The sequence below is a fragment of the Alkalicoccobacillus plakortidis genome (genome assembly GCF_023703085.1).
GTDB classification, from domain to species: Bacteria; Bacillota; Bacilli; order Bacillales; family Bacillaceae_D; genus Alkalicoccobacillus; species Alkalicoccobacillus plakortidis.
Genome location: NZ_JAMQJY010000001.1, coordinates 1,455,445 through 1,474,439 on the forward strand (window position 1 = coordinate 1,455,445; position 18,995 = coordinate 1,474,439).

18 protein-coding genes and 1 pseudogene are annotated in these 18,995 nt (G+C 40.6%); 9 read left to right on the forward strand and 10 right to left on the reverse strand.

Translation table 11 applies throughout. The annotated features are described in order from the left end of the window. Complete coding sequence (locus NDM98_RS07785) at positions 1-918, reverse strand: PLP-dependent cysteine synthase family protein (RefSeq protein ID WP_251606013.1); 918 nt, start codon at positions 916-918, stop codon at positions 1-3. Positions 919-1,031: 113 nt separating this feature from the next. Between NDM98_RS07785 and NDM98_RS07790 the strand changes: the two genes are divergently transcribed. Next, positions 1,032-1,676: a class I SAM-dependent DNA methyltransferase gene (locus NDM98_RS07790; protein WP_251609026.1), complete on the forward strand. Its 645-nt coding sequence runs from the start codon at positions 1,032-1,034 to the stop codon at positions 1,674-1,676. 502 nt (positions 1,677-2,178) lie between these two features. Next, positions 2,179-3,635, forward strand: a pseudogene (locus NDM98_RS07795) (IS1182 family transposase). 462 nt (positions 3,636-4,097) lie between these two features. Here the strand turns inward: NDM98_RS07795 and NDM98_RS07800 are convergent. After that, positions 4,098-5,279 (reverse strand): M20 metallopeptidase family protein, encoded by a 1,182-nt coding sequence (locus tag NDM98_RS07800; RefSeq protein ID WP_251606016.1) that lies wholly within the window; start codon positions 5,277-5,279, stop codon positions 4,098-4,100. A 180-nt stretch (positions 5,280-5,459) separates the two neighbouring features. On the opposite strand from NDM98_RS07800, the gene NDM98_RS07805 reads away from it, so the two are divergent. Next, positions 5,460-5,618: a Fur-regulated basic protein FbpA gene (locus NDM98_RS07805; protein WP_251606019.1), complete on the forward strand. Its 159-nt coding sequence runs from the start codon at positions 5,460-5,462 to the stop codon at positions 5,616-5,618. 368 nt (positions 5,619-5,986) lie between these two features. Here the strand turns inward: NDM98_RS07805 and NDM98_RS07810 are convergent, their stop codons facing one another. The 7 genes from NDM98_RS07810 to NDM98_RS07835 form a co-directional block, all read right to left on the reverse strand. After that, on the reverse strand, positions 5,987-6,769 hold the full coding sequence (locus NDM98_RS07810) for a class I SAM-dependent methyltransferase (protein WP_251606022.1): 783 nt from the start codon (positions 6,767-6,769) through the stop codon (positions 5,987-5,989). Between the two features lie 26 nt (positions 6,770-6,795). Next, positions 6,796-7,014 (reverse strand): GNAT family N-acetyltransferase, encoded by a 219-nt coding sequence (locus NDM98_RS07815; protein WP_251606026.1) that lies wholly within the window; start codon positions 7,012-7,014, stop codon positions 6,796-6,798. 10 nt (positions 7,015-7,024) lie between these two features. Then, the gene (locus tag NDM98_RS07820; RefSeq protein ID WP_251606029.1) at positions 7,025-7,372 is read right to left on the reverse strand and encodes a hypothetical protein; all 348 of its coding nucleotides are present in this window, start codon (positions 7,370-7,372) and stop codon (positions 7,025-7,027) included. Positions 7,373-7,561: 189 nt separating this feature from the next. Then, a complete protein-coding gene (locus NDM98_RS07825) occupies positions 7,562-8,590 on the reverse strand; it encodes a class F sortase (RefSeq protein ID WP_251606031.1) in 1,029 nt (342 codons plus the stop codon). 35 nt (positions 8,591-8,625) lie between these two features. Continuing rightward, positions 8,626-9,954, reverse strand: coding sequence for a copper amine oxidase (locus NDM98_RS07830; RefSeq protein WP_251606033.1), 1,329 nt, complete (start codon positions 9,952-9,954; stop codon positions 8,626-8,628). Positions 9,955-10,106: 152 nt separating this feature from the next. Continuing rightward, positions 10,107-10,235 (reverse strand): hypothetical protein, encoded by a 129-nt coding sequence (locus NDM98_RS23435; RefSeq protein WP_285803899.1) that lies wholly within the window; start codon positions 10,233-10,235, stop codon positions 10,107-10,109. A 28-nt stretch (positions 10,236-10,263) separates the two neighbouring features. After that, on the reverse strand, positions 10,264-11,019 hold the full coding sequence (locus NDM98_RS07835) for a LysR family transcriptional regulator (protein ID WP_251606035.1): 756 nt from the start codon (positions 11,017-11,019) through the stop codon (positions 10,264-10,266). Positions 11,020-11,282: 263 nt separating this feature from the next. Here NDM98_RS07835 and NDM98_RS07840 point away from each other — a divergent pair, with 263 nt between their 5' ends. From NDM98_RS07840 to NDM98_RS07865, 6 genes are read left to right on the forward strand one after another with little or no spacing between them, the layout of a single operon-like run. Then, complete coding sequence (locus NDM98_RS07840) at positions 11,283-12,917, forward strand: ABC transporter substrate-binding protein (protein ID WP_251606037.1); 1,635 nt, start codon at positions 11,283-11,285, stop codon at positions 12,915-12,917. A 20-nt stretch (positions 12,918-12,937) separates the two neighbouring features. After that, complete coding sequence (locus NDM98_RS07845) at positions 12,938-13,864, forward strand: ABC transporter permease (RefSeq protein WP_251606040.1); 927 nt, start codon at positions 12,938-12,940, stop codon at positions 13,862-13,864. 19 nt (positions 13,865-13,883) lie between these two features. Continuing rightward, entirely contained in the window at positions 13,884-14,777 is an 894-nt protein-coding gene (locus tag NDM98_RS07850; RefSeq protein ID WP_251606042.1) for an ABC transporter permease, read from the forward strand. Between the two features lie 11 nt (positions 14,778-14,788). Then, positions 14,789-15,253: an ATP-binding cassette domain-containing protein gene (locus NDM98_RS23925; protein WP_251606045.1), complete on the forward strand. Its 465-nt coding sequence runs from the start codon at positions 14,789-14,791 to the stop codon at positions 15,251-15,253. A gap of 13 nt (positions 15,254-15,266) precedes the next feature. Continuing rightward, complete coding sequence (locus NDM98_RS07860) at positions 15,267-16,787, forward strand: dipeptide ABC transporter ATP-binding protein (protein WP_251606048.1); 1,521 nt, start codon at positions 15,267-15,269, stop codon at positions 16,785-16,787. Between the two features lie 30 nt (positions 16,788-16,817). Continuing rightward, positions 16,818-18,152: an LLM class flavin-dependent oxidoreductase gene (locus tag NDM98_RS07865; RefSeq protein WP_251606052.1), complete on the forward strand. Its 1,335-nt coding sequence runs from the start codon at positions 16,818-16,820 to the stop codon at positions 18,150-18,152. 203 nt (positions 18,153-18,355) lie between these two features. On the opposite strand, the gene ssuE is transcribed toward NDM98_RS07865, so the two are convergent. Continuing rightward, a complete protein-coding gene (gene ssuE, locus NDM98_RS07870; protein ID WP_251606055.1) occupies positions 18,356-18,880 on the reverse strand; it encodes an NADPH-dependent FMN reductase in 525 nt (174 codons plus the stop codon). Positions 18,881-18,995 lie beyond the last annotated feature (115 nt).

Sequence of the window (18,995 nt, forward strand, 5' to 3'; positions counted from 1 at the left end):
TTAGTCCTCCTCATAAATACCAGTACTCAAATATCGTTCACTTCCATCTGGGAAGATTGTAACAACTGTTGATCCTTCTTTCGCTGCCTGCGCCTCGCGAATCGCAGCCACTAGAGCAGCACCGGACGAACTTCCTACTAACAGTCCTTCAAACCGTGCTAAGTCTCTTACTGCCTGGAATGCCTGTTTATCTTGAATCGTGTGAATGTTATCAAATAAATTTTGATCCATAATTGAGGACATTCGGTCCATTCCTATACCTTCCGTACGATGTGGCCCAGACTCTCCTCCGTTTAACACAGACCCTTGAGGCTCTACAACTACCGTCCGAATGTTCGAATTCTGCTCTTTCAAATAGCGAGCTGTGCCTGTAAATGTCCCACCGGTTCCTGCTCCAGCAACAAAAATATCGACCCGACCATTTAATTGTGACCAAAGCTCAGGTGCAAGTGTTTCATAATAGGTAAGTGGATTTGCTTCATTACTAAACTGCTCAGGACAATAGCTATCAGGAATCTCTAGTGTTAAGGCTCGTGCATGGTTAATCGCTCCCTGCATGCCAAGAGATTTCGGCGTCTGGATCACATGTGCACCAAGTGCTTGCATTAGTTGCATTTTTTCTTTGCTAAAACCTTCAGGAACGATTGCATAAACCGAGACTTCAGTTCCAACAGCAGCCATTGCCAGACCAATTCCTGTATTACCTGCAGTCGGTTCAATGATTGTACCTTTGGCTGTAATATGCCCCTCCTTAATAGCCTGCTTAATCAGATATGAACCGAGCCGATCCTTAATACTTCCTCCTGGGTTCATATATTCAAGCTTTGCAATCAGCTTTACTTGATTAGGCAGAGGCACGTGTCTAATTTCAAGCAGCGGCGTCCCTCCAATTAATGTATGAACACTTTTATGAAACACACTAAGCGCCTCCTTTTCCCTATATATATACAATTCCAATTGGTTTAGTTACCTCTTTTTAGCTCTATACATATGGTATTAAAATCAGAGGTTGAGAGAGGATGCAAAAAATCATGGGAACAGATTTCACTGGACTATTTAATGAATGGGCACAAACATATGATCAAACGGTTACGGGAGGAGATATCCAATATAAGGAGGTTTTTCGATTTTACGATGAGATATTAAATGAAGTAGTCCAACACTCCAAAGGCAATGTAGTTGAATTTGGTGTAGGTACAGGGAATTTAAGCAAACGACTACTTGAAAGTGGATTATCAGTTACAGGAATAGAGCCTTCAATAAAAATGCGAGAAAAAGCAGCTGAGAAACTTCCTGCTTTAACTTTACTAACTGGAGATTTTCTGAGCTTTCCCCCACTACAAAACGATGTCGATTCCATTGTTAGCACCTACGCTTTTCATCATTTAACAGACGAGGAGAAAGGAACAGCCTTTCATCTGTATAAGGAGCTTTTATCTAAAAATGGGCGCATTGTATTTGCGGATACTACATTTGAAACAGAGGAGAAAAAACAGCAAATGATACAAATTGCAGAGGATAAAGGATACAATCGACTCGCCGAAGATCTTCGTAGCGAATTTTATACGACCTTACCGACGCTTTCACAAATAGCTGAAGATGCTGGCTTCTGCATTTCATTTAAACCATTAAATCAATTTGTCTGGCTTTTTGTGGCTGAGAAGTTAAATAAATAAGTGACTGAGATAGATCTATACAGATAACCTTTAGAGATGAACGGAAGCATTATGATGTGATTCCTTAAAGTTAGAGTGATTTCAAAATCCGAGAAAAAGGGGAGTCTGCAGTCTATCCGCTACCGGGACGGGGGCACGCTTTCCGCGAGAGGGCGTTGAACTAATTTGGCCTTGCCAAATCATTTCAACCCTGCCCTTTAGTCGAGGCCACTGAAAAAGTCAGTTAGAAAAAAGCTCACGGGCACCGCTCCAGGAGAAACCTTCGCTTTCCGCGGGAACGGCCTCAGCCCTTGAAGTGGAAGGGCACCCCTTCAATGTCTTCAGACTCGTTCTGTTCCGCAGGAGTCTTCGGTTTCTCCTTCCGCTATTCTTCTGATCAACTAAATGGCAACGTTCTTTTTTAGGTATAGTCGTCATTTTAGTCTGCCTCTCTCTTTTTACCTCAGATTCTTCTTCATTTTTGATAAGATAAGTGTATCTAACATGAAAGTGGTGGCTGACTATGATTCGAAAACAACAAACTCTCCAACTCAGTGCGTATGCTGATCTATATGATCTCATCGTTCCTAAAGATCATACATTACGGAAACTGAATGATCTTATTGATTTTTCCTTTATTTATGATGAGTTGGTACAGAATTATAACGTGGATCACGGTCGCTCAGCCATAGACCCTATTCGAATGTTTAAATATCTATTGTTAAAAAGCATATTTCCATTATCAGATGTGGATCTGGTGGAGCGTTCTAGATATGATATGTCGTATAAATACTTCTTAGGCATGGCACCTGAGGAAGAGGTCATTGATTCAAGCTCCTTAACGAAGTTCCGTAAATTGCGTTTAAAGGATCTGAATGTACTTGATTTATTAATCGGAAAGACAGTCGAACTAGCGGTTGAACAAGGCGTCATTAAAAGTAAAACGATCATCGTTGATTCTACTCATACCCAGGCACGTTATAACCAGAAAAAGCCGATCGATATTCTGCGAGAACGATCAAAAAACTTGAGGAAAGCAGTCTATTCTGTCGATGAGTCCATCAAGTCAAACTTCCAGCTAAGCCAACTCAGAATGATTTAGATGAAGAACTCGTGTACACGCAAACCCTCTTGAGTGTGATCAAACAACATCCGACCCTGCATGCCTATCCAAAGGTGACGGAGCCGTTGAATCTAGTAGAAGAAACCGTCAACGATGATATCGAACGCCTCCAATCCATGAAAGATCAAGACGCCCGAAGGGGTCACAAAAGTGCCGATACGTCTTTCTTTGGCTATAAAACTCATCTAGCGATGAGTGATGAACGCGTGATTACCGCAGCGGTCATCACAACAGGAGAAAAATCGGACGCAAAGCAACTTCGAACACTCATTGAAAAAAGTGTAGACGCTGGGATGACAGTGGAATCCGTCATCGGAGATGCGGCGTATTCAGGAAAAGATCATCTCCTGTACGCGAGAGCAAATCAGATTGAATTAATTTCTAAAACCAATCCATCCATTGCCCATGGGACACGCTCAAAGGAAGAAGAGTTTGAGTTTAATAAAGATGCGGGGATGTATGTATGTAAAGCGGGCCATTTAGCTATTTTGACACACAGACAAGGAACGACGAAGCAAGGCAAAAACCAAAGACAGAAGTATTATTTTGATATCGAGAAATGCAAGACGTGTCCCTTCCAAGAAGGGTGTTATAAACAGGGAGCCAAAAGCAAAACATATTCTGTCACCATCCATTCTCCTGAACATGAAGAACATCTCGCTTTTGAGCAAAGTGAAACGTTTAAAGAAAAAGCCAAAACGCGATACAAAATTGAAGCGAAAAATAGTGAACTAAAGCATAGACACGGGTATAAAACGGCGAATTCCTCGGGTCTATTAGCGATGGAAATTCAAGGAGCGATGGCCATCTTCTCAGCCAATCTCAAACGAATACTGAAAGTCATGGAGCAAAAATAACCCCAAAAGGGTCGGTATGATAAATAAAAACAGCCTGCCATTTCCAAAATAAAGGGAATGGCAGGCTGTTTTTATATTTTTAAAGGAACCCTTAACTACATATCAACCCTTTTTCAGTGGCCTCCCTTTAGTCCCGCAGGAGTCGGCCTCCCATCCCGTCCGCTATGTTGGACCGTCAAAATTCCCAATAAATTTTTACTTGTTATATTTAATTAGTTATTTAAATCAAAAGGATGTTTCTTAATAATAAACAGGATAATAGTATACTAATAAATCGATATGGAGAGCTTGAGACATTACAAAATGATATGAAAAAGCCGCTTGCTGGTGCGGAGTATGTTTGCGGCGGTATCGTACTCTTATATTTTGATGAGCACAAAAAAGAACCGTTATGCGAGTTAAACAACATAATGGTTCTTTTTTATGATAGATCAAATATTGCTGTCTCAGCCTTCTTTTTGTTTAATCATTAAATCCTACATATTCCGTTACAATCGCTAGAAACATTTTTCCGATGTTGTGTAATGCTTGTTCATCAAAGTCAAACCTTGGGTGGTGATGTGGGAATTGAGTGTTTTCATCTTCCGTTCTACCACCAACATGGAAAAATACACCTGGTTTTTGTTCTAGATAATAGGCAAAGTCCTCTCCGCCTAATGATGGAGCGACAACAATTGGAACCTCTGCACCTAGATGTGTACTAGCAATCGATCGAACCATTGCTGTTTCTTCCGCATGATTAACAACGGTTGGATATCCCTTTGTATAATCGATTGTAAAGTCTGCATGTGATGCTTGGCATACGCCACTAACAATATCGTTTATTTCTTGTTCAATTAACGCCCTTACATCTGGATTATAGGTTCGCACTGTACCTTCAATCTTAGCTGTGTCTGCAATGACATTAAAGGCAGTTCCCGCTTGAAAAACACCAACTGTGACAACAGCTGGATCAATCGGATTGACACGTCTGCTGACGATTTGCTGTAGATATGTAACCAATTGGCTTCCAACTGATATGGAATCAATCGTTGTATGCGGCTTAGCTCCATGACCACCTTTTCCTTGAATGTTAATGGAAAAGGAATCCGCTGCGGCCATTACTGCCCCTTCTCTAATAGCAACCTTGCCTAAAGGAATGTCAGATGACACATGTGCACCAAATACTTTATCTACCCCTTCAAGTGCTCCTGCTTCGATCATTGATTTTGCTCCACCAGGTAACAACTCTTCGGCATGTTGGAAAATCAGAACAACCGTGCCTTTTAATCGATCTTTTTCTTCAGAGAGAACCTTTGCTACACCAAGAAGAGCTGCAGTATGTCCATCATGACCGCAAGCATGCATTACACCATCTACAGTTGATCGATAAGTTACCTCATTTAGCTCATGTATAGGCAACGCATCAAAATCAGCTCGTAATGCAATGGTTGGTCCTTCTTCTGCCCCTCTGATATAAGCAAGCATGCCATGACCACCCACATTGGTTTTTACCTCTAGTCCAAACCCTTTTAAAGTCTCAGCAATATAAGATGACGTTTTTGTCTCTTGAAATGAAAGCTCAGGATGCTGATGCAAATACCTTCTCCAATTAATCACTTGTTGCTTTTCTTCATTTAATTTTTCTACTAACAAACTTGTCATGTTAATCTCCTTCTTTCTCAAACTCTCCCTATCTATTCTACCTAGATTACGGAATATACAGAAAAATGTCCACTAATATAAATCTTACTTGACTGATAGGAATAGATTGTTTATTATGAGTATACCAAATTGATCGGACAACCGAAAAGGATTTTACTTTAATTAAAAGGAGGGCTGTATGTGGGTAGACTTGAGGATGCTGTTGAGGTTCGAAAACAACAATTGATTAGCAAGCTGCTTAAGCATCATATCTATAAAAAGGACGGACAGCAGCTTTACGAATTAACTTTATCTGAAATTGAAAGGGTGTATTCCACACTTTATAGAAAGACTTCGTGAACCTTGACCTCGGATTTCAAAACTAGGTCAGGAAAGTTAGGTACGAATAACCCATAAAACGGCTGAGACAAGACTCTTTTAGCTATCTAAAAACCCAAACTATTGTACTGTTTAAGGTGCATAATAGTTCGGGTTCTTGTCCGCCAAAAAAAACGGTGTAAGGATACCGCTGCGGACATACACTCCTCACCGGCGGGCGGCTTGTGAGCCGCCCGCGGAAAAGAATTTTATGTCCGGAGCTGCAGCCCACTCTCTTGTCTTAACGCAAAAAAAAATCAAACCATGTTGAGTTGATCAACATGGTTTGATTTTGTGATAGCTAAAACATTTCTGTCCAAGCTTTGTTTTTCCTATTGGTATCAATTTTATTATGCTTTATAAGCTTTTAAGACAAATGTCTTTGGTATTCCTTTATCAAAGACATCACTTGATAAATTCGGTTCTTCAATCAAACTTCTAATGACTAATCCTGCTTGTGCAGCAGAGGTGACAATATCTCCAAGTGTCCATTTTCTCAGCAGGACAGTTGAAGCATTATCAGCATCATACTTGGAGTAAGAGACATTTTGTTCTGTTAATGATGTGTCAAAATAGTCTCCGGTTACTTTATGTTTGCGAATTTTTGCCGTAGTGCCCTTTGATGTAATCAGCTTTGTAGAAACCGGATGAAAATCACGGATGACACACTCTCCACCTTGATCAAGCAATGCATGAATCATTTGGAAAAAGGGGATGAGATCCTTAAAGTAATGAAGAATGCCCATCTCTGCAAATACGAGCTGATAGGGCTCTTGATCTTCTAATTTGAGATCAAGCACATCACCTAAGAGATATGAAATAGACACATCTGCAGCATCTGCAAGCTCTAGTGCATATCTCTGATTCCCTTCAGAAAAATCCGCAACGGTAACATCTGCTCCAAGTAAAGCTAGTGGAACGGCTTTTGTTCCATTTGAACCCATCAGATTCATGATTCGTGTACCACTCACTTCACCGAAATGTGGTAATAAAGTGACCAGTGGTTTCTGTGGATTTTCTTTTATTTTTAACGCAGCGTCCTCTGGAGTTCCAAATCGAGTCACCCATGCTTGATAGGATTCATCATTCCACGCCTGCTTGTTTTGATTCGTTGTCAAACTCTTTTGATCCACAACGTCCACCTAATCCATCAGCTTTTTTAGCCGATTAAATTTTTTATCATATGGTAATATGCATGTCCATATAAATCAAACGATTCTAATTCGTGGAATTCGAAACGTTCATATAAACGTTTTGCACGTTCATTTGCCTGCTCTACATTTAAGGATAGTTTTGTATACCCTTTTTCATAGGCTTCTTCTTCAAACGCCTCTAAAAGCATCGTCCCAATCTTTTGATTACGAAAATCCTCAGCCACGGCGATTGAATCAAGATAATACTCCCCAAGCTTGAGTTTCCGGTTGAATAACTGGTGCCGGGATTTTAAAGTAGGTCGCTAGTTCATCACCTAGCTGTTTGTCATAATACCCTGCATCATCATCATGATAAACAACCGCTATAGCTGCAATTCGACCTTCAAGTTCACTTAACAAGAAGTTGTGATAGCTAAATCGATTTCCTTCCTTTTGAAAAAGCTGAGCAAGAAAATCTAGATACTGGCTTTTAGGAGTCTGTTGGATCAGTTCAAGATCCATGGATTCAAGAATTGAATAGGTTAATTCATTAATCTGTCGTATATCTTCTTCGTTCTCATTCTCGGTTGCGAACCGTATCATGATAAGCCTCCATAGAAATTTGATAGTAATTGCCTTCGCGCACTTCTGAATTCCAAAGTGACCGATGCATTTCCGTTATTATATGAAAAAATAAAGTAGTTGACTACTAATTTCTCTTATTAGTATATCACTATCTCCCCAAAAAAAGACCAAGCCTCCATGTTTACATTGGCTTGGTCGGTTTGCTTATTAGTCTGTATTTACTAATTCTGAAGGCTCTGATTCTTGCCCGTAAAGATCTACTGTAGTCACATAATACGTAAGATCTCGACTGTCTTCTGGAATGGTATAGCTTTTTCGTTCATGTGCAGAGAGACTTTCAACGTGCTCAAATTCATCCGTTTCAATCTCTTTATAGATTCGATAACCAACGACAAGATCATCTCTCACAGCATGCCATGTAAGGAACGCACCTTGAACCTTCACATTATCCGGTGTTTGAGGTTTCTCCACATCCAATGGTTCATCTTCTTCCACTAATTCTGTATACACAACCAGTCTCTCATCATGAGTACCAACCTCTCGATTAAATGTCCCTGAACAAGTAATCAAGTTAAGACTTCTGGTATCAGTAGCGCCAAAGATATCATTAATCGGTGCATCATTGCGATCATAGCTCTCTTTGCTTTTCACTTCAAAGGTAAGCTCTTTTCCTTCATCATCCATCACAATAATCTCATCACCTTCAACAAGATCTTCAAGTTCAAAGAAGACTGCAGGTCCCGTTCTACTATCAACATGACCTGCCATCACAGAGTTTCCAATCGCACCTGGATTGGTACCTGGTTCAAACCAACCCACTCCATCTACATCTTCTGGTACACCCATTTGTCCGTTATCAAGTACACCTACATCTTCTATATTAGCCTCTACTCCTAGAGATGGGATCCGTATTTCAACAGGCTTGATCCCTTTATTTTTTTGATCCTGCTGCTCACTAATTTGAGATTGAATGGCTTCCACTTCGTGCAACACAGCTGTGTCTACAAAGGTGAATTCTGAATCACCTTCACCAGGTATTGCTAATGCCTGCTCTACCTCAGCTTCATCTTTATCCTCTTGAGTGGAATCATCTACTTCTGATTCAGCTGAGTTTTCCTTATGTGCAACAGTTGGCACATGTGCACTTTGATTAGCAACAGGAGTTGAAGCTGTACTAAAAGCAACAAGACCTATAAGTAGAACGCCTATTGTTAAAAAGGTGGACAGCCATTTCATCTCTATCAACTCACTTTACAAGAATCTATTTTATCTTACGCGTTATCTCCACTCGTTTTACGACGGAATACATACAGTCCACCAAGTGCTGCTGCTGCGAGTCCGCTTAACCAAACCATCATGGATGAATCATTACTTGCGCCACCAAATCCAGTTTGAGGCATTTCTTCAGGCATTGCCTCGCTACCAAATTGGTCAGGCATTTGTGTCTTGATTGCTCCACCTAGTGTTTCACCAATACCAAACATGAATGCATACCCTTCACGGTACGTTTTCACACTTGCTTCATAGTCTTCTTCTACAAACTGGTCAAACGTTTTGATCACTTGTTCTTCATGTGCCCAAACAGCTTCTTGTGCTGCTTCTTCAGGCAGGTTACCTTCTGTTGCTGTAGCTAGGAATGCACCAAAGTCTTGAGAGAACGTTTTAAGATGCTCAATCGCTGCATCACGTACTTCTTGGTCACCTTCAAGCGTTGCAATAGCTAGATCACTTTGTGCGTTAATGTGGTCTTGCTGCCAAACCGTTTCAAACTGGTCGGCTCCTTCTGCTCCATAAATGCTTTCGATCGCTGCTTTAAAATCAGCAGTGTGCTCATCTTCAGCCCATGTGACAAAGTCAAAGTCATCGGCTTGTGTGTAGCCTTTTTCAAGCTCTAATGATGCAAGTGCAAAGTGCTCACCAGCTAGTTTGTTTAATGTAGCTCTTAGCTCAGCATCTGCTGAATCTACAGAACCTGAGAACATATCAGGGAATTGAGCCACAATCGCTCCAGATAATACTTTACTAATATCAAACATTCTATCGAAACCTTCACGGTAGCTTGTGTAAGCTTCCATATAATCGCCTGCAGCATAATGATCAAACGTTGCTTGCACGTCATCTTCATGTGCTACTAAAGCTTCCTCTGCGGCTTCTTTTGGAAGATTCCCTTCTGTTGCCCCATCAAGGAATGTTGAAAATTCATCAGCAAAACCTGCGATGTTATCCTCGGCTTCTTGCTTAGCCGAATCATCTCCGTCTTTCACAGCTTTTACGTAATCATCGGTGTATCCATTATGTGATTCAAAAATTCGAACGAATTCGTCTGCGCCTTCTTCGCCGTATAATGGCTCAAGCGCTGTTCCCATATCCTGTACGTTTTCATCTAAAGCCCATTCAACTTCTTCCCAATCCGGTGATTCATCGTATGCTTTCTGCATGGATGAAACGGCTAGAACAAAGTGCTCCGAAAGTAGATGGTCGAGATCGGCACGAAGATCTGATGCTCCTGAGAATTGGCTTTCTCCTCCGTCTGCTGCTTGTGCGAATGATGGTATGACTAGTGCTGCGCCAAGTGCAACAGCTGTAAATTTTTTATACATGTGTGTTCTCCCCTTTTCAATGTGGTTAAGATACTAGGGTAACGAGAACTAGGCGAAAGTGGATCACTATTTTTAAAAGAATTTTAATTTAATTTTGGTTAACTTGAAATAAAACAGCGGGAAACCTTATTGAGTAAGGCTTCCCGCTGTTTTTACGTAACTGAAAATAAGGAAGAACGTTGTTCAAATAATGTAGCAGCTTCTAGTAAAGATCGTTCAATAGAAGGAGACAATGGGTTCTCTACTGACTGAACACCTTCAATTTGCTGGTTAAAATTCATTAAGTGACTAACATCAATCGATCGTAATTCACCGCTTTCGAGCTCTTTTTTTACAGCTAATTTCGGTAAAAATCCGATTCCAAGCGCGGTCAACTATTAACGATTTAGCAACTTCCATGTTCCCAACCTTGTGCCTAATAGAGGGATTCACATTATGTGCTTCAAAAATTTTATGGACAAGATTCCAGTTAAACGCTCCGCACTCAAAGAAAACAAGTGGCTCCTTGGCTATTTTATGAGCCGTATACTGAGTCGTTGAGGTAAAAGAATGTTCAGGATGAACCACTAATAAAATCGAATTATCTAAAAATGGTTGGAAAATTAAGTTATCTAACTCCTTCCCTTGCTGACGGACAAACGCAATGTCAATTTCATTACGGCTCACTCCATCAATCATGCTTTCATTTCCTCCGCATATCACATCAAATTCAAGATCTGGCTGCATCTCTTGGAAAAAGTGTAGAAAACGCGGAAGCACATATTGTGCAGTAATCATGTTAGCGCCAAACGTAAACTTTCTATCATCTGATTTTGTTTGGAGTTTGTGTTTACTTTGCTGATAGGTTCGAATAATTTGTTCCGCGAAAGGAATAAACTCCCTCCCTTTTGCTGTTAAAGTAACACCGCGTCCTTGTCTTGTAAAAAGCTGTGTTTCAAGCTCTCGTTCCAATCCTTTTATCCTGGCAGTTATAGATGGTTGAGATAAATATAGAGCGTCGGCTGCTTTATGAAAGCTCTTAAATCTCACAACATACATAAAAGCCTCTAAGTAGTCAAAGTTCATGAACCTTCCACCTCATTTTTATTAGTATTTATCCTTCATCTAATCAGGTTATTTCTTATTATCATATACCCTACTATTCTTATAAGCAATTAGTATTTTAAGGCCAGTGTATCATTGATAGATTTTTTTTATGGTTTATTTCATAATCCTATCATTCTACCTGTTGATCTTTCTTTCATATAGGCGTAGGATAAACGAAATTATATTAATCCTACCTGTTAAATAGGAAAAGTTAATTTACACTATATTATTGGAGGAAAGTTATGATAACAAACAACCAATCCCTTTCCAAATCAGCATTAGCCTTAACCACAGCCATTGTTGTACTTACTGGCTGCGCAAGCGGAACAAGTCAATCTGGTGCTAGCCAGGCAGAACCAGAGGATTCAACAAAAGGAGGAGACCTTACATATGCGTTGGCCTCTATTCCTGCTAATCTAGATCCTGCACGCAGTGGCTGGGCAGTAGAAAGCCGCGTGTATAAGCAGATTTTTGAAGGTCTTGTCACGAAGCTACCCGATAATACAATTGTTCCTGAACTAGCTACTGACTGGGAGATTTCCGACGATGGAAAAACGTATACTTTTCACCTCCGTGAAGATGTTACGTTCCATGATGGAACACCTCTTAATGCTGAAGCTGTTCAATATAGTTTCGATCGCATTTTAGATCCAGAAACACAAGCAGGAAATGCGTTCAGCAGATTGCAGCCTTATGAATCGTCAGAAATTATCGATGACTACACCATTGAATTACACCTATCTACACCATCTGTTCCATTTTTAGATAACCTAACACAAGCAAATCTTTCAATTGTTTCACCAACAGCTGCTGAGGAATATGATGATCAATTTGGTCAGAATCCAGTCGGCACTGGCCCATTTGAATTTGTTAGCTTACAGGAAAATTCAAATATAAAACTAAAACGTTACGAGGATTACGATTGGGGATCTGATAAATATAAAAATAAAGGCCCTGCTTATCTTGATACGTTAACCTTTAATATTATTACCGAAGAATCTACACGAATCGGAAGCTTGCAGAGCAGTCAGGTGTTAGCGGCAGAAGCGATTCCTCCTCAGAATATTGAGGCATTTGAAAATGATGATTCACTTGAGCTCTTAAGTCAAAACATCGAGGGATTGCCCTATACCTTATTCATCAATCCAGATCACGAACCGTGGGGAGAGCTTGAAGCCAGGCAAGCATTGCAATACGGGATTGATATAGATCATATTGTTGAAACACTTTACTTTGGTACGTACGACCGTGCATGGTCAGCTATTACACCTGGACTTCTTGGATACGATGAATCTCTCGAGGATGCAATTGAAACAGACGTTGAAAAAGCAAAAGAACTACTAGAAGACATTGGGTGGGAAGAGGGCAATGATGGCATTCGAACTCGTGATGGAGAACGTTTAACACTTCAATATGTAGACATTACTCCAAATCGTGAAAAACGAAATGACATTGCCGTCATGATTCAACAACAGCTAAAAGAAATTGGCATTGAAGTAGACATTGAATTAACAAAAGATGTTGCAACAACCATTAATACAAACGGCGATTATGACCTATACGGAAATAGTCAAGTGAATGGTGACCCAAATGCATTAATACAGTTTTACCATTCTCCTGCTGAAGGAGCGAGAGACACTTTATCAAAAGTAAATGACCCTGAGATTGATCAGTGGCTTCAAGATGCTGTAACTGAACAGGATGAGGACAAACGAGCTGAATTGTACAAAAATGTTCAGCAATTTATCCATAATGAAGCAATCATTCTGCCGATTTATGTACCCAATTATACGGTAGGAACTCAGAAATCAGTTCATGATATTACCTTTGATTATCTTGGTTATCCTCAGTTTAATGATGCGTATGTACAACCTTAATGCTATAAGGAGTTGGTATCATGGCTCGATCAATCATTGAACGCATCCTTACTGCTTTATTAGTTGTATTTGGCTCAACCTTTCTTGTTTTTACTATCTTATATGTACTTCCAGGTGACCCTGTGGATACGATACTCGATCCATCAGTAGCCACACCAGAAATGATTGAAAAGTTGCGTCATGAGCTAGGGGTAGATCAGCCTTTTCATATCCAGCTTTTTCAATACTTTTCTGATTTATTTCAAGGGAATTTTGGTCATTCATTGGTCAACTCGACACCTGTTTTACCACAAATCTTGGATCAGTTTCCTAAAACACTCGCTTTAACACTAGCTAGTGCAAGCATCTCGATTGTACTCGGATTAACACTTGGCGTCTTATCAGCCATTCATCGCAATAAAGCGATTGATATTTTGGCACGAATAATCGGATTGTTTGGTATCTCGATGCCAACCTTTTGGACAGGAATTCTTTTGATCCTTATCTTCTCCGTCCATCTAGGTTGGTTCCCTTCCCTTGGGTCTGATGGATGGCAAACACTGATCCTTCCTGCCTTTACACTTGGTGTTATTGGTGCGGGTTCAATTATTCGTATGGTTCGAAACAGTATGTTGGAGGTCATAAGCGAAAACTTTATTACAACACTCCGTTCAAAGGGATTATCTGAACGCGTTATTATGTATCGACATGCCTTACGAAATGCCCTTATCCCAGCGCTCACAATGATGGGCATGATTATTGGAGACATGTTAGCAGGAACGGTCATCATTGAAACCGTCTTTTCAAGACAAGGTATTGGACGATTGATAGCCGATGCCATTATGGCTAGTGATTTACCTGTCGTGCAAGGCGTGATTTTTTTTACCGCTATTCTCTACATCACCATTAACTTGATTGTTGATATCTCGTACACGATTATTGATCCTCGTGTTAGACGATCTATTTAAGTTGGAGAGGAGGAGCCTGATGAGAGAAACAACCTTACACAAAGAGTTTCTTAATGTACGAGAAAAAACACATGTATCTCAACGAAAAAGACATTTTTTTGGACTGACTGAACTGTTTATTGGAGCTGCAGGTTTAGTCATTCTTTTCATTATTATTTGTGCCTTGTTCCCGCAGCTCATCGCACCCTATTCGCCAACTGCTATGGCTCAGGATGCCATCCTTCAATCACCAAGCTTAACGCATCTTTTCGGAACAGATCAATTTGGCCGTGATGTCTTTAGTTTGGTGGTTTATGGAAGTCGTGACTCACTGTTTATTGGGGTTTTATCAGTTATTGTTGGCGGTCTTGCTGGAGGAGGTATAGGCGCGCTCTCAGGATATCTCGGAGGTCGAGTTGATGGTGTTCTCATGAGATTAATTGAAATTTTGATGACGATACCTGGTATCCTTCTTGCACTTGCAATTGCTGCTTCACTTGGACCAAGTCTCTTAAATATCGTTTTAGCGATAGCCATCTCTTCTATACCTGGATACGCAAGAGTGATGCGAGGACAAGTCATGAGCATAAAGGGTCGCTCCTTTATCTCTGCCTCGCACTCAATTGGCTTACCAAAATGGAGGATCTTCACCTCACATGTGCTTCCTAATTCCTTATCACCTATGCTTGTGATGTCGACTTTAGGTATTGGTTCCGCTATTCTTGCCGGTTCAGGATTAAGTTTTCTTGGCTTAGGTGTACTAAATGAAATACCTGATTGGGGGGCACTGCTTTCACAAGGAAGAGGGTTCTTAACAGTAGCATGGTGGATTTGTACGTTTCCTGGACTTGCGATTACACTCTTTGTTCTCTCTGTAAACATAATTGGCGATTGGTTAAGAGATTACCTCGATCCAAAAAAACAACGAGCTTAGGAGAATGATTGATGACCAATGTATTAGACATCCAACAGTTAAATGTTGAATTCCATAACAAAAGTCGAAATCTCCAGGTACTCGACAATGTCTCTTTAACAATTAAGAAAGGAGAGACTGTTTGTCTTGTTGGAGAATCTGGCAGTGGTAAAACCATTACATCAAAAGCGATTATGCGCTTAATTGATTATGAACATGGATCAATAACAGGTGGTTCTATTACTTTTAATGGGCAAGATATTGCCTCAATGTCGTCAAAGAAATTGCTTGAGATACGTGGCAAAAAGATTTCCATGGTTTTTCAGGAACCGATGTCTGCATTTGACCCAGTCTATACAATCGGATTTCAAATAACAGAGACGATCTTAAAACACGACCGAGTCAGTAAAAGAAAAGCTTGGGATAAAGCAATCAATCTTCTCACACGTGTTGGCATTCCTGAACCAAGCTATCCGAATGAAACAATATCCAGGTGAGTTATCGGGTGGAATGTTACAACGCGCGATGATTGCCATGGCACTTTCCTGTAACCCGGAATTGCTCATTGTAGATGAACCCACAACAGCATTAGATGTAACGATTCAAGCTCAAATCCTGTTATTGTTGCAAGAACTGAAAGAAGAACTAGATATGTCGATTTTACTCATCACCCATGATCTCGGTATTGCTGCCGAAATTGCTGATCGTATTGTAGTGATGTATGCAGGAAAGGTGTTGGAACAAGCAGACACAGCTTCTCTTTTTGAAGCTCCTTTTCATCCCTATACAAAAGGGTTACTTCAATCAGTAGCGACGTTGGATAGAAATCAAGATACGGAGCTTTATTCGATTAAGGGTACTATCCCAAGCTTAACAAACCTCCCATCAGGTTGTTTGTTTCATCCACGTTGCTCACACGCTACAGAGCTTTGTAAAACAGATGTCCCACCACTGATTGATAACAACAATCGTGAAGTCGCCTGCTGGCATGCAGAAGAACTAAGCAAGGAGACACACATTAAAAAAATTGATTTACCTACAGCAGCAGAACAAACAATAGTAACACCAACAGATACACTATTTGAATTAGCTAATGTCAGTAAACACTATCCTGTTAAAGGACCTATTTTCTCACGAACAAGAGTGCTTAGAGCTGTTGACAATATTAGCTTCTCAATCCAAAAAGGCGAAACGTTTGGATTAGTTGGCGAGTCAGGTAGTGGAAAATCCACACTTGGTCGTATCCTCTTACAGTTAGAATTAGTAACTGCAGGGAAGGCAATATTTAACGGGCAAGACCTAACCTCTCTCAGTGCTTCTCGTCTAAGATCAACACGTCAAAATATGCAAATGATTTTCCAAGATCCATATGGGTCACTTGATCCACGTTGGACAGTGGAACAAATTATCTCGGAGCCTCTTCGTACACATCAAAAATATACAAAAACACAACTGCAGCAACGCGTGGCAGAGCTTCTAACCGCTGTTGGCTTAGATCCCGCATACGCGTCTCGACATCCACATGAATTTTCAGGCGGTCAAAGGCAGCGTATTGGCATTGCCAGAGCGATTGCTTTAGAGCCTGCCTTTATTTTAGCAGATGAGGCGGTATCTGCACTTGATGTATCTGTTCAAGCTCAAATCGTAAACCTACTTAAAGAGTTGCAGAAGAAACTAGGATTAACCTATCTATTTATTGCTCATGGTTTAAATGTCGTGCGTTATATCTCGGATCGAATTGGTGTGATGTATTTAGGAAATATGGTAGAGATTAGCCCTAGTGAAGAGCTATTTCAAAACCCAGCACATCCCTATACGAAGGCATTAATTGCCTCAAATCCTAAGCCAGATCCTAAAGCAAAACGTTCATATGTATCGATTGAAGGTGAGATTCCATCTCCAATCAATCCACCTTCAGGCTGCCGTTTCCACACACGTTGCCCATTCGCTACCGATACATGCCGAAAAGAGCAACCAAACTTAGTTCCCTATAAAGAAAATCGTTATGTTGCTTGTCACTACCCTCTCTAACCGAGAGAACACAAATAGGAGGAGATTAATATGACCAAAAAACAGCTAATTATTGGAGCCATACTACATGGAGCTGGAGGAAACATGGCTTCATGGAAGCACCCTTCAGGACCAGCTGATGCAAGTGTAAATGTTAAGCACTACCTTAATCTCGTTGAAAAAGCAGAAGGAGCTAAGCTAGACTTTATTTTTGTGGCAGATGGATTAGCCATAAACAAAGATGTCTTGCCTCACTTTTTGAATCGCTTTGAGCCATTGACGATTCTTTCTGCACTAGCATCCGTTACATCCCATATTGGCTTGGTCGGTACACTTTCAACATCATATACCCAACCTTTTACCGTAGCCCGCCAATTTGGTTCGCTCGATTTAATTAGTGGAGGAAGAGCCGGTTGGAATGTGGTAACCTCTCCTTCAACGGGTGCCGCCCATAACCATAGTCAGGATACTTTCCCTGACCATGCGCTCCGTTACGAAATTGCGGAAGAACATGTTGAAGTCGTAAAAGGATTATGGGATTCTTACGAGGACGATGCCTTTTTATACGATCGCGAAAATGATACGTACTTTGATCCAAATAAAATGCACGCGATAAACCATCACGGAAAACACTTTCAAGTTGAAGGACCATTAAACATCCAACGTTCGCCTCAAGGACAAACGGTTGTCTTTCAGGCTGGTTCTTCTGATGCAGGCCGAGAACTGGCCGCAAAAACAGCTGATGCTGTATTCACTGGACACAAAGACGTTGAATCTGCCCAGGCCTTTTATCAGGATGTAAAAAGCAGAGCAGAAGCATATGGACGAAACCCAGACGAGATTGTCATCCTTCCTGGTATTGGGCCAATTATTGGAGAAACAGAAGAAGAAGTAGAAGAAAAATATGCAGCCTTGAGAAATGGTGTATCCATTGATACAGCCTTAAACTACCTTGGTCGTTACTTTGATCACTTTGATTTTAGTGTCTACCCATTAGATGAGCCGTTCCCCGATATTGGAGACATAGGAGCTGAAGCATTCAAATCTACAACAGATCTAATTAAGGCTGATGCTAAGAAGCATGGTAAGACTCTACGTCAAGTTGCACTAGAAGCAACAACACCAAGAAGCCCGTTTTCAGGCACACCAGAGCATGTCGCAAACGAAATCGAGAAGTGGTATCATGCTGATGCCTTTGACGGAGTGATCTTTGGCTCACCTTTACTAAATGACGGTCTGCACTTATTTATCGAAAAAGTCCTCCCGATCTTACAAGAAAGAGGATTAGCACAAACAGAATATACCGGCACAACCCTACGCGAAAACCTAGGACTTCCATTTAAACAAAATCGACATACACAAAAAGTTAGTGAAGCAAGTGTTTGATTTACCTAAAAGTGCTGTCATATAAGAATACCCGGTAGATAAAGACGAACGATCAATATTAGATCGTTCGTTGTTTGTTTTATAGGGATCTGTGGATTCGCAGTAACTAGGATGGAAGCAGACCTTCCTTTAGCTCCTGTGTATCTTAAAACAAAAACGACGACTAGCCCTTTAGAAAGGGCTAGTCGCCTTATAGGTTTTTTCTATAATTCCTCATTCGCAAGTTGTAATACTCGATCAATGCGTTCAGTAATCTCAGTGGATATGATGAACTGATCTTCCTCTGCTCTCTCGATGTGAGAATCTAACACATAAGCACCACTAAGAATATTTGTTGCACCAAGTGAGGATAACACTGGCTTGAGTGCATAATCAATGACCAGCAAGTGTCCAAATGATCCACCTAATACAAGTGGCAGAAGTGTTTTGCCTTCCAATCCTTTTTGAGGGAGTAAATCGAGAAAGGTTTTAAGGATACCAGAATAAGCAGCCTTATAAACAGGAGTAATAACAACAACCAATGATGCCTTCTCTACCTTCTCATTTGCTTGTTTAACTTGCTCACTTGCAAAGTTTGCTTTAATTAAGTCCTCAGCAGGTAATTCATGCACAAAGATAGAACTTGTTTCATGACCTTCATTCTTAAAAAATGTTTCTGTTTTCTCAAAAAGAGCCTTTAGTCTAGACTGGTGACTATTTCCACCATAAATAATTACGACGTTTGCCATGACTCATCAATCCCTTCTAGTTAGATGATTACGTTGCATAAATGCTTTTAAACTCTCTGCGAGTCCACCTCTAGCAACTCGTATGAACGAACTCCTTTGTATTTTCTATCAGCGA

Excerpts from the sequence above, each read along its gene's own strand:
- NDM98_RS07790 (WP_251609026.1), top strand. The coding sequence starts at position 1,032 with ATGGGAACAGATTTCACTGGACTATTTAATGAATGGGCACAAACATAT.
- NDM98_RS07800 (WP_251606016.1), bottom strand. The coding sequence starts at position 5,279 with ATGACAAGTTTGTTAGTAGAAAAATTAAATGAAGAAAAGCAACAAGTG.
- NDM98_RS07820 (WP_251606029.1), bottom strand. The coding sequence starts at position 7,372 with ATGATACGGTTCGCAACCGAGAATGAGAACGAAGAAGATATACGACAG.
- NDM98_RS07825 (WP_251606031.1), bottom strand. The coding sequence starts at position 8,590 with ATGAAATGGCTGTCCACCTTTTTAACAATAGGCGTTCTACTTATAGGT.
- NDM98_RS07830 (WP_251606033.1), bottom strand. The coding sequence starts at position 9,954 with ATGTATAAAAAATTTACAGCTGTTGCACTTGGCGCAGCACTAGTCATA.
- NDM98_RS23435 (WP_285803899.1), bottom strand. The coding sequence starts at position 10,235 with ATGAATTTTAACCAGCAAATTGAAGGTGTTCAGTCAGTAGAGAACCCA.
- NDM98_RS07835 (WP_251606035.1), bottom strand. The coding sequence starts at position 11,019 with ATGAACTTTGACTACTTAGAGGCTTTTATGTATGTTGTGAGATTTAAG.
- NDM98_RS07840 (WP_251606037.1), top strand. The coding sequence starts at position 11,283 with ATGATAACAAACAACCAATCCCTTTCCAAATCAGCATTAGCCTTAACC.
- NDM98_RS07845 (WP_251606040.1), top strand. The coding sequence starts at position 12,938 with ATGGCTCGATCAATCATTGAACGCATCCTTACTGCTTTATTAGTTGTA.
- NDM98_RS07850 (WP_251606042.1), top strand. The coding sequence starts at position 13,884 with ATGAGAGAAACAACCTTACACAAAGAGTTTCTTAATGTACGAGAAAAA.
- NDM98_RS23925 (WP_251606045.1), top strand. The coding sequence starts at position 14,789 with ATGACCAATGTATTAGACATCCAACAGTTAAATGTTGAATTCCATAAC.
- NDM98_RS07860 (WP_251606048.1), top strand. The coding sequence starts at position 15,267 with ATGTTACAACGCGCGATGATTGCCATGGCACTTTCCTGTAACCCGGAA.
- NDM98_RS07865 (WP_251606052.1), top strand. The coding sequence starts at position 16,818 with ATGACCAAAAAACAGCTAATTATTGGAGCCATACTACATGGAGCTGGA.
- ssuE (WP_251606055.1), bottom strand. The coding sequence starts at position 18,880 with ATGGCAAACGTCGTAATTATTTATGGTGGAAATAGTCACCAGTCTAGA.